This is a genomic window from Frankia sp. AiPa1, assembly GCF_023243075.1.
GTDB lineage: Bacteria > Actinomycetota > Actinomycetes > Frankiales > Frankiaceae > Frankia.
The window spans coordinates 1-10739 of the sequence record NZ_JALKFZ020000044.1 but is presented as its reverse complement, the minus strand read 5'-3'; the positions used below and the strand labels follow the sequence as shown (position 1 = coordinate 10739).

10 protein-coding genes and 1 pseudogene are annotated in these 10739 nt (G+C 69.0%); 5 read left to right on the top strand and 6 right to left on the bottom strand.

The features are described 5' to 3' along the window. The first annotated feature begins 464 nt into the window (after window positions 1-464). The 4 genes from MXD95_RS06400 (at window position 465) to MXD95_RS06385 (ending at window position 4364) form a co-directional block, all read left to right on the top strand. Window positions 465-1577: a tyrosine-type recombinase/integrase gene (locus MXD95_RS06400; protein ID WP_250639612.1), complete on the top strand. Its 1113-nt coding sequence runs from the start codon at window positions 465-467 to the stop codon at window positions 1575-1577. After that, the gene (locus tag MXD95_RS06395) at window positions 1574-1903 is read left to right on the top strand and encodes a helix-turn-helix domain-containing protein (RefSeq protein WP_250639611.1); all 330 of its coding nucleotides are present in this window, start codon (window positions 1574-1576) and stop codon (window positions 1901-1903) included. Before MXD95_RS06400 ends, MXD95_RS06395 begins: the two co-directional genes overlap by 4 nt. Window positions 1904-1980: 77 nt before the next feature. Further along, window positions 1981-2868, top strand: a complete 888-nt coding sequence (locus MXD95_RS06390; protein WP_250639610.1) for a site-specific integrase — start codon at window positions 1981-1983, stop codon at window positions 2866-2868. Between the two features lie 50 nt (window positions 2869-2918). Then, window positions 2919-4364: a pentapeptide repeat-containing protein gene (locus MXD95_RS06385; RefSeq protein ID WP_250639609.1), complete on the top strand. Its 1446-nt coding sequence runs from the start codon at window positions 2919-2921 to the stop codon at window positions 4362-4364. 347 nt (window positions 4365-4711) lie between these two features. Here the strand turns inward: MXD95_RS06385 and MXD95_RS06380 are convergent, their stop codons facing one another. The 5 genes from MXD95_RS06380 to MXD95_RS06360 form a co-directional block, all read right to left on the bottom strand. Further along, complete coding sequence (locus tag MXD95_RS06380) at window positions 4712-6040, bottom strand: hypothetical protein (protein ID WP_250639608.1); 1329 nt, start codon at window positions 6038-6040, stop codon at window positions 4712-4714. Window positions 6041-6147: 107 nt separating this feature from the next. Next, window positions 6148-6795: a pentapeptide repeat-containing protein gene (locus MXD95_RS06375; protein ID WP_250639607.1), complete on the bottom strand. Its 648-nt coding sequence runs from the start codon at window positions 6793-6795 to the stop codon at window positions 6148-6150. Window positions 6796-6936: 141 nt separating this feature from the next. After that, the gene (locus tag MXD95_RS06370; protein ID WP_250639606.1) at window positions 6937-7944 is read right to left on the bottom strand and encodes a tyrosine-type recombinase/integrase; all 1008 of its coding nucleotides are present in this window, start codon (window positions 7942-7944) and stop codon (window positions 6937-6939) included. Further along, window positions 7941-9614: a TIR domain-containing protein gene (locus MXD95_RS06365; RefSeq protein ID WP_250639605.1), complete on the bottom strand. Its 1674-nt coding sequence runs from the start codon at window positions 9612-9614 to the stop codon at window positions 7941-7943. The genes MXD95_RS06370 and MXD95_RS06365 overlap by 4 nt, the downstream gene beginning before the upstream one ends. A gap of 479 nt (window positions 9615-10093) precedes the next feature. Further along, window positions 10094-10291 (bottom strand): transposase, encoded by a 198-nt coding sequence (locus tag MXD95_RS06360; RefSeq protein ID WP_250639604.1) that lies wholly within the window; start codon window positions 10289-10291, stop codon window positions 10094-10096. Here MXD95_RS06360 and MXD95_RS29175 point away from each other — a divergent pair. Then, complete coding sequence (locus MXD95_RS29175) at window positions 10278-10496, top strand: Tn3 family transposase (RefSeq protein WP_480024065.1); 219 nt, start codon at window positions 10278-10280, stop codon at window positions 10494-10496. The two genes, MXD95_RS06360 and MXD95_RS29175, sit on opposite strands and share 14 nt — an antisense overlap. Before the next feature lie 13 nt (window positions 10497-10509). Here the strand turns inward: MXD95_RS29175 and MXD95_RS06350 are convergent. After that, window positions 10510-10739, bottom strand: a pseudogene (locus MXD95_RS06350) (hypothetical protein); the annotation flags it as partial.

The window sequence follows — 10739 nt, the reverse complement described above, 5'->3', positions numbered from 1 at the left end:
GCCATACGGGATCAGACTGGCGCAATCCGCATCTCCTCAGTGCGCAACCCTATGACGAGCTGTGCGCATCTGCTAACCGAACAGACCGGGAGAGGCGTGACCATCACAGCCCCAGCGGCCACCAGTTCCGCACCGACGTGGCCATGGCCGACCCGACAGCACGCGGGGGTGCGGACGTGCCGCGGACTGGGGCCGCAGGGGTCGAGCGGGGGTGGGGTCAGGGGCTGTCCCAGCGCCGGTCACGCTCGCGCTGGGCACGCAGCACGGCCTCCCGGACGCCCGGCGAGAGGTTAGTGCAACAGTTGCCGGGTTCCTCGGCACGCCTGTGAGCTGATCGCGCCCTGACCAGGGCCTACGGCCGCGCTCCACCCCTGTTGCCCCACTTTGAGGCTTCTTCATCCCCTGTGAGAGTATCTCGCTCATTGCGAGCTTCCTTCAGCAAGGCTGAAGTTCAGGGGGTTGGGTTGGCTCTCGCGGGGGTGCGTGACCTCCGGGAGTTACGGGCGCCGGCGAGCGAGGAGGAGCTCGCCGGCTTCGAGTTGGAGGTGTTGTCGGGGTTCGTGCTGGCGAGGGCGTCGGCGGGGCTGACCGACAGCACGATCCGCAACGACACCAACCACCTGGACCTGATCCGGATCTGGTTCGCCCGGCCGTTGTGGGAGATGCAGCCGGCCGACGCCGACCGCTACTTCGGCAAGGCGCTGCGCGACGCGAAGCCGTCGACCCGGACCGGGCGGGCCGCGGCGCTGACGGTGTACTTCGAGTTCCTCGAGCTCCGCCACAAGGTCGAGATCTACAATCTGACCGGGCGGGTGGCCGAGTGGCCGCTCGACGAGGTGAACCGTCCCCGGGCCTTCGTCGACCCGCAGGTGCGGATCCCGCCGACCGAGGCCGAGATCGAGCAGCTGTTCGCCGGGCGGCGTCAGGAGCTCGCCACCTGCCGCAAGTTCGCCCCGGCTGCCCGCAACTACGCCGCCGCGCGGCTGGCGGCCGACGTCGGGCTGCGGATCAACGAGATCCGGATGCTTGACCTTGACGACGTCCGCTGGGAGTTGGGCCGGTTCGGCAAGCTCAACGTCCGCCACGGCAAGGGATCACGGCGGAAGGGGCCGACGGCCCGGATCGTGCCGATGATCAACGGTGCGGATCGGAACGTGCGCTGGTTCATCGAGGACGTCTGGGCTCACTTCGACGGCGACCACACCCGGCAGGGAGCCCCGCTGTTCCCGTCCGAGCGCAAGAACCAGGACGGCTCGTGCGGCCGGGCAAGCGCCGACGTGTTCCGCCGTTCCCTGGCGCAGGCCGCTGCTGAGCACCTACCGGCCTGGGCGGGACGGCTGACCCCGCACGTGTTGCGGCACTACTGCGCCTCCGAGCTCTACCCGGCCGGCATGACCCTGTTCGCGATCCAGGAGCTGCTCGGTCATGGACTGGGACGACGGCCAGGTATGTCCACGTCCACAGCTCCCACGTCGAGGACGCCTGGGTCACCGGCCAGCAGCGGGTCGCCGAGCGGTGGAAGGGGCTCGCTCCATGACCGTCACCGTCACCTGCAGGGAGAAGAGGGCGCACCGTGAAGTGGAACCTGCGGCTCGCCGCCGCGAACCGGGGCATCTGGAAGGCCAGCGAGCTGCACCGGATGCTCGCCGAACGCGGCATGGTGATCAGCGCCGGGAAGATGTCCGGGCTGTGGTCCGGCAACCCCAACGCCGTCAGGCTCGACGAGCTGGACGTCATCTGCGCGGTGCTCGGCTGCGGCATCGACGAGTTGCTGCTGCCCGAGCCGGAGAAGGTGCCCACGGCGGTGCCGGCCGCCGACGGCGAGCAGGCCGTCACCGCGGCGGCGCAGACCCGGGCGGTCACGCCCCGGCCCCGCACCGGCCGGTCGTTGCCGCCTCGGTGACCTGCCGGCGCTGCGGTCGCCCGCTGCCCGCTGGCGGCCGGCGCGACCGGCTCTACTGCAACGCCAGCTGCCGGAACATGGCCTACGCCGCCCGGCGCGGAACCGGCGTCCCGCCACCCGACCGCTGGCAGCATCCCGCCCTGGAATCGGACACCCCCGCGCTGCGGGCGGCCGCGACGCGGGCCCGGGAACTGGGCGAGGCCCACGGCTGGTCGCCCTCGACCACCCGGTGCGCGATGGACGGCCTGACCGTCGTCTTGGACGGCCTGACCGCCGGCCAACCCGTCAGCCTCACCGAGGTCCGCGCCACCCTCCCACGGCAGGCCTCCAGCGCGCGGGTCGCCGAAGTCCTCACCGACCTCGGACTGCTCGAGGACGACACCGCGCCGCCGATCCCTGCCTGGGTCGAACGCCGCGCCGACGCACTGTCCGCCGGGTTCGCCGCCGCAGTGCGGGCCTGGCTGCTGGTGCTACTCGACGGCGACGCCCGCACCCGGCCCCGGTCGCACGCCAGCATCTACGTCTACTTCGGCGGCGTCCGCCCGCACCTGGACCGCTGGACGGCAACCCACGGCCACCTGCGCGAGGTCACCACCGCTGACGTGAAGGCCGCGCTGGATCCGCTGCGCGGTGAGCGGCGCAGCAACGCGGTCGTCGCGTTGCGATCGCTGTTCCGGTTCGCCAAGAAACACGGCCTGATCTTCGCCAATCCCACCACCCGCCTGGCCGCTCCCCGCGCGGGCGGTCGCAGCCTGCTGCCGATGACCGACACCGAGATCCACGCCGTCGAACAGGCCGCCGTCACCCCTGCGCGACGGCTGATCGTCGCACTGGCCTCCGTCCACGCCGCACGCGCCGCGGCGATCCGGCACCTGGCCCTCGACGACCTCGACCTGCCCAACCGGCGCATCACCCTCGCCGGACACACCCAGCGCCTCGGCGAGAGACACGCCACCTGCTGCTAGCCTGGCTCGAGCACCGCCGCACCAGCTGGCCTCACAGCCCCAACCGGCACGTGCTGATCAACGAGAGAACCGCCCTGGGAACCGGCCCCATCAGCCCCCACTACCTCAGCGAGCACCTGCTCCGGCATGGCGTCTATCTCGACCGCATCCGCGCCGACCGCGTGCTCCACGAGGCCCTGACTGTCGGCCCCGACCCCCTGCACCTAGCCCTCGTCTTCAACCTGTCGCACACGACCGCCAGCAGATACGCCACCATCGCCCAGAACCTCCTCGACGACGACCACCCGCCAAACGGGGACTGGGCGGGCACTGTCGGCGAGAACCACAGAGCAGGTACCTCGCTCGCGCTTCAGAATGTATCTGTGGCCGTAGGGGTTCCGGGGCGCAGGTGGAGATTGATCGTCATAGGCGCCACGCTGGGGATGATGGGGTTAGCGGCCCTAGCAGGATTGATCATTTTTCTGCCGAGTGTCGTCGTTGATTACGATCTTGCTGGGGCGCACGTCAACCCGCAAGATCGTCTTGATGCGGTAAGCAAGGTACGCACGACCTTCCTCCAGGCCGTGGGCGGTGTGGTCGTCTTCTTCGGCGCCTATGCCACCTGGCGGCAGCTACAGATCGGCCGGGACGGGTTGGCCGCCACCCGCGAGGCCCACGTCACCGACCGCTTCAGCCGCGCGGTCGACCAGCTCGGCAGCGACAAACTGGACGTACGGATCGGCGGCATCCACACGCTCTGGCGCATCGGCGACCACTCCACCCGTGACCGCGAGGCCATCATCTCGATCATGGCCGCCTACGTCCGCACGCACCTGCCCTGGCCACCTCCGGCAGGAGCCCTGCCTGCAGCTGACACGCACATCAACGCAGTACCGCCGTTGGAGACGCGAGCCGCGGACACCCAGATCGCCCTGACCGCAATGGGTGTGCTCTGCCAGGAACGCCAGCCGGAGTGGCTGAACCTCAGCAGCACCGACCTGCGCCGAGCCGACTGCGACGGGCTATGGCTCCAGGGAATCATCTTCGACCGCTCCTGCATGGAGGCCGCCTCCGTCTTTCAGGTCAACCTGACCAGAGCATCGCTGGCCGGGGTCAACCTGCGGCACGCCGCGCTGGGAACGTCGATCCTGCGCCAGACCCGCTGTGTCGGGGCCGACCTACGCGGGGCACGCCTTGTGGAGACAGATCTCAGCCACGCCGACTTCAGCGATGCCGACCTACGCGAGGCGAACCTGCGCAAAGCCCGCGTCAGCAGCACCTGCTTCCTGCGCGCCGACCTGCGGCTGGCCGATCTGCGAGGAATCGACCTCAGCGACGCCGACCTACGCGAGGCGAAGCTGAATGGCGCGCTGGTCAGCGCCAGCACGACATGGCCAGCCGGCTTCGACACCGGCCTAGCAGGAGTCACCCTGACCGACGACCTCCCCGTGGAACCCGCTGTGCTGAGCGGGGCCACGCTCCGCCTCGACGTCGCCCCCCTGCGCTCGGCGCCATAACCGTCCTCGATACTCCCGACCCTCCTTCATCGAGGCCGCTGCGTACGCGCGGCGCTTGGCGGACAACCGAGGCCGGTCACGGACCCGATCATCGAAAAGGCCGTGGGTTCGTTGAGAAGAACCTTCAGTCAGGCTGAACTTGCGGAGGTTGTGCCGGTAAGAAACGTGTCACCAGCCGCAAACGCGGGTGATCTAGCTGGCCTGTGGCTCGGCCGCGGTGAGCCGGCGGCGGGCCCGAACGACCGTGCAGGTTCCTCCGTTCTGGCTGGTGTGCGTCTAGGACGGCCGCATGGCCGAGATGTGGACGGACCGCGACAGCACCGCCTGACATCGGCGGGACATACCGGCTACGTGCCGTGGGCCTCGATGTCACTGACCATCTGGGCGGCGATTCCCTGTTCGAGTCGCTGGTCGGTGGAGCCGGGATAGCTGATGTAGGTGATGGACTCGACGTGCCCGGTCAGGACGAACAGGACGTCGTAGTGGATGACGATCTGCTGGCCGTTGAGGAGGACGTCCTCGTCGATGTGAATCACGCTGGTGATGCCGGGCGGCGCGGGGCGGTGGGCTGTGCCGGTGACGGTTGCCGTCGCCGTCTGGTCGGGATGGTTCTGGCGCTCGCTCTGCAGGAGGGCCTCGCGGAAGTACTCGCCGACGTATGCCGGTGTCTGGTCGGCTGCCACCAGCATCCGATCACGCTGTATGTTCCCGGTCCGCGCGATCTCGACATTGCTGACGACCGACATCCCGCTCTCCTGGGCGAGGTAGAGCGCCACGGTCTGGTAGGTGGCGCGGGGGCTTGGGGGATGGGACGGAGCCCCGGACTGGCTTTCCACCGCGGCCATCAGCTCGCCCGCGCCGCTGTCCGGCCCCTGAAGGACCGAGCCCGACAGCTGGAAACCTGGCAGCGCCGGGCCGGCGTTCAGCAGGTAGTTCTGCGCCGACAGGTTGCCGTACCCGCGGTTCGCCTGCCGGTCCTCGAGCTGCTGGTTCACTTTCAGCGGGTTGTAGCCGAAGGGGATGAGGAGAGCCGTGCCGGGTATCTGCCCGATGATGGAGGCGAGCACGAGGAAGGCAACGACGCTTCCCGCCCCCAGCCTCCAGAAGTACTTCCACAACCGGACCATGTAGATCCAGGCCGGAACCCCGAGCACGGAGCTCACGGCCACGACAAGAATCCGCGACCAGGGCGTCCCGAACCACAGGAGAATTTCCAGCAGCAGGGCGAACGGGGTGGAAAAAGCGCTCGCGAGGATGAACATCGTGAGGATCTCGCGGCTGCTACGCTGCACTCTGGACCGGCGTCTCGCCAGCCATGAGAACACCACTGAAATGCCCGCGAGGTTGACGGCGAAATAAATGGGAAGAATAAATTCCTGCTCGAGGTTGCTCAGCCTCAGGAAGGTTCCCGCCAGCCCCAGGGAGGAGATCAGAATGATGATCTCCAGAATTTCCATGGCGGCGCGGAAGTTTCTTTCCTCGAAGATGTCGATGGTATGCCCCACCGGGCGTCGCGCCATCCGCCACCAGGCACGCAGGAAGGTTCGCCACGCGGGCAGGCGCAGCAGGACGTTGAGGACGGCGAGGACGCCGTTCTGCTCGCGGCCGAACTCGGCGCCGCAGCGCGCGCAGAACTGCCCCTCACCCTGTTCACCACACTCCGGGCAGGCCGCCATGGCCGTCCCCTCCCCCCGTTGTCACTGGCCGCAATTATGCTTCATGAAGGTAGGGTTTCAGCGGTAATCGGGCCTTTGACCTGTCGGCTACCCAACAGGTCCCGGGGTTACCCCGTGCCTGTCAGCAGCGGTTCGGGGCCGTGGAAGAACTGCGGCGGATCAAGCGCTGCCCGTAGGAGGGTCACCGGACTTCCATGACGCCGGCCGCGCCAGCTCTTCGGGCAGGCGTGTCCGTACATTCCCCGTGCGGCCTCCACCTGTTCCTGCACCAGACCCACCGCGTCGCTGAGGTCGGCATTGTGCAGGCGCGCGCCGTGAAGGGCCGTGCCGCGGAGATCCGCGTCGCTGAGATCGGCGTTGCTGGCGATCGCGCCACGCAGGTCCGCGCCGCGGAAACGGACGTGGGCGAGGGTGCCGCGGGGAGCTTGCAGGCGGTGCAGAGCGGCGGGGCCGGTGAAGTTCGCGCCCAGGAGGTCGGCACGGGGAACGTCGGGGACGACGGGCAGGCGGGCCAGCACGGTGACCGCGGCGTGGAGATCGACGGCAAGCCGAAGGGGAGCAGCCGGTTCGGGATCCGGGCGCAGGGCGGGATCGGTGCTGTGGACGCGGGCGAACGCGGAGAGCACCTCGACGACGGTGCGCTGGTCAGCGACACTGTCCCGGGCGACGGCGACCAAGGCGCGCAGCCGGCCGGCGACGACGGCGGCCAGCCGAGCGGCGACCCGGGCGGTCAGCGCCTGCTCGGCCTGGTGCAACGCGGACCGCGCGATCCGGTCGATCCCGCCCGGCGGCCGGCGGCTCGATCCGCTCGGCGCGACACCGCGCCAGCAGCTCGCCGCGGACCAACTCGGGGTCCCAGTAGTAACCGCCGAAGAATCAACGCTTGGCGCTGGTGATCAGTGGTCGGTGATGAGGGTGCCGAGCGCGACGGCGCGGTCGGTGCTGGTGGGTTGGGTGTAGATGCGGGTGGTCTCGAGGCGGCTGTGACCCATGAGGTCGGCGACGATGACCAGGTCGATCCCTTTGCGGACGAGCTGGGTGGCGAAGGTGTGCCGCAGGACGTGGGGTCCGAAGGGCTCGTCGTCGATGGTGAGGTCGGCGGTGGCGCCGAGGTCGGTGATGATCGTGCGGGCGGCGCGGTCGGTGAGCCGGCCGCCGCGGCGGTTGAGGAAGACCGCAGTCTGGTCGGCGCCGATGAGGGTGGCGCGGTGGTCGAGCCAGCTGGCGAGGACGGTGCGCAGGTCGGGGTGGATGGGCAGGGTGCGCTGGCGGCCGCCGTCGCGGCCTTTGCCGGTGACGGCGAGTTCGCCTTTGCGGGCGGAGAGCCTGATGTCGAGCAGGTCGAGGGCGACGACTTCGCCGATACGCAGGCCGGCATAGTAGGGCAGCAGGGCGATCGCGCGGTCGCGGGGGGACGGGCAGGCTTCGACGGCGCGCAGGTAGCGGCGGGTCTGGCGGGCATCGAGCGCAGCCGGCGCGCGTAGAGGGAGCACTTCGGTGCGGGCCTGGTGCGCGCCGAGGCCGAGGCGGACGTAGAAGTCGCTGAGCGCGGCTAGGTGGTTGTTGATCGTGGCGGGAGTCCGGCGCTGGGATTTCAGCCAGCGTTTGTAGTCGCGGACCGCGCCATCACGGGCGGCCCGGTTTTGCAGCGGGTCACCGAGGACGTCGACGGCCCCGCCGTCGACGAGCCAGGCGAGGTAGCCGCGGACCCGGCTGGCGTACTTGGCCCGGCTGTCGACGGCGAGCGGGGCGTGGACGAGCTGGACGACGTAGGTGTCGAGAACCGCGTCGTAGGGGGCGGGCAGCGCCGCTGCGGTGCGACCGCGGCGGCGGGCCGTCGTGTTTCCGGAAGTTGTTTCAGACTCCTGGACCAGCCGCAGGGCCATGTTTCCGGAAGTTGTCACCGGTCAGTGCTTCCGGGATTGGGTATTTCCGGAAGTCCGTGCTGATCCTTGATTGGTGGTGACGCCGCGCCGCTTCTGACAGCTGTAAGGACGTTCTCGACGGCCGTCCGGCGATCAGAGTCGGACAGGTACTCGAGCAGACTCGCTAGGGCGAGCGCCCGATCGCTTGGGGTGTCGATGGCTGTGGCGGCGGCGAGCGCAGCGCCGAGAGCGTTCGCTCGGGCGGTGGCAGGCAAGTGCGGAATGAGTCCGGCGAGCGCCTCCACCCGCGCAGCGGGCTCATCGAGTGCCGTGGCCCCCGCGAGGGCGTGTGCGAGGAGATCGGAGGGTAGGTGCGGAGCGAGGCCGGCCAGCGCCTTCGCTCTCGCGGAAAACTCAAGCGCTAGGGCGGCGTCCAGTGCTGGGCTGAGGAATTCGTGGGGCAGGTACGAGGCGAGACTGATCAGCGCATCGGCGCTGATACTTGCTTCCTCCTTTGTCGACCCACCCATGAAATTATTCGTGATCGTTACAAAGTTTCCCGTCGATCCGGTGAAGTCGACGGCGTTCCTGCCCGGGAAAGAAGGGTTCAGCTGCCCCTTGCCCTCGATGCTGGCGGAGATTTGCCGGAGGAGCACTGTTCGGCTGTCGTGCTCATTCAGGCCGACCAGATCGATGTGGGCCACGCTGCGGAGCATGCCGGTGGGCTGGCAGGGTTCGACCCTCACCGGAATCAGTCGACGGTGAAGACCCATGGGGTCTTCCTGGTAGGCCGTCCTCCACTCGATGGCCGCCAAATTCGAACTCAGGTAGCTGTTCGAGAGGACAGCGATGACACGCTGCGAGTGTGCGAGGCCTTCCTCGAAGGCTTCGCTCCAGTTCTGACCGCTCACCACGTCCCGTGCCCCCACGAAGGTCCGGAAGCCGGCGTCTTCCAGCTGGGCCGCGATCCATGCAGCCCACGATTCGTCAGGGTCGACGTAGGAGATGAAGAAGTCCCTGCCCCGAGAGTCGGAGTTGGCCAGGGGTAGGGGTAGGGGCCGGGCGACGGGAACATCCTTCGATGCCCACCGCCATGCGCTGGCGCCGTCCATCACACGACCTGGTGCCAGCGCGACATCGTCGCCGAGCTCATCGGAACCAGGAAGCAAGATCGCGTTCGGTGAGGCGTCGAGGGCGAGGGCAAGAGCGAGAAGGTCATCGACGTCGACACGCCTCTGACCATTTTCGATCTTCGACAGGGAAGACACCAAGATGGGCCTGCCCAGCTCACCGAGCCTGCTTTCCAGATCGGCCAGTGTCAGGCCGAGGCCGCGGCGCAGTTCCCCGATCCGGCGAGCGGCACGCTCACCACTCGGGCCGACGATGCTGGCAGTAGGAGTCTCCTCGGGCCTACCGCGGGCGATCTCGCGCAGCGCCTCGACGTCACTAACGGTGAGTTGACGGTAGCCAGTCTTGATCAGTCCGTTCTTCCGGAACTGCCGAAGCACCTTGTGCACCGCGGGCTCGCCTGCCCCCACCAGGTCCGCCAGCTCGGGCTGTGTCAGAGCGACCAGGATCCGCGATCCGGGCTCCTCAAGAACGCCGCGTTGGGTTGCCAGCTCGACCAGGACATGCGCCAGGCGGGCCTGCACGGTCTTGCCGCTGAGCGCAGGCGCGAGCCGCTCCGCGAGCTCGGGGGCGTTCAGCATACGACGAGTCTCCCACAGTTCTCGTTTCCGGAAAACAAGTCGATGCTACCGCCAGTTGACCTACCGACTTTCCGTCATGGAGACTCAGACTTGGTTCTGGGTGCATGGATCTCCACGAAAGGGGCGCCTGCCGGTCTCCCGATCGGGTCGACAGTCGACTCGTCCCTCCAGGCCAGGAGGGAGCCATCGAGGGAGGCTCCATGTCCCGAGCTCACAGGAAGATCGCGATGATGTGGTCGCTCGACGGGTTAGCCACCGTCACGGAGATCACCGCAGTGGTGTTGAGTCAGACGCACCACGTGGCCCCCGCTTGTGCGGCGGGGGCCATCGCGGTCCTGGCAGGGAGGGTGGCTGAAGCGGTACGCGGCCAGCGATAGGCGCTACAGCCCCTCGTCGAGGCCCCGGGTGAAACTTGCCCGGGGCTTCCCTGTTTCCCACCGAAGATCATACCGAGGTAGGCGGCCGTCGGGAAGGCCGTGTTAGCTGGGGAGCGGACGCAGCGGCCGGTAGCCGGCGGGGTCGAGCTTGGCGAGTTCCCGATCGATGTCGATCGGGATCGACCCGAACAGGTGCACCGGTTCGCTGTGCGCCGGGGAGATGTGGGCGAGGACCTCGTCGGCGACGTACAGGCCCTGGGCACGCCGTGCCGCTACGGCCAGGCCGATGTACTCGGTCATCCAGGTGTGGAACACCGTCTACACCGCCCGCGCCCTCGACCAGATCCGCGCCGAAGGCCGCCCCGTGGCGACCGCCGACATCACCCGGCTCTCACCCCTCGGGTTCGACCACCTCCGGATGCTCGGCCGATACAACTTCTCCCTGCCCGACGACATCCGCGACGGCCAACTCCGGCCCCTGCGCACTCCGCCACCCAGCCCCTGACGGCCCGGCCCGGCTACTCGCCGGCGCCCGGTGGAACAGCTGCGAGCGTGCGACGGACCTGCTCGTGCGACAGCCCGACGAACGCGCCGATCCGCCGCAACCCCCACCCCTCTGCGTTGGGGGGGGGCCCGCCCCCCCCCCCCCCCCCCCCCCCCCCCCCCCACCACCCCCCCCCCCCCCCCCCCCCCCCCCCCCCCCCCCCCCCCCCCCCCCCCCCCCCCCCCCCCCCCCCCCCCCCCCCCC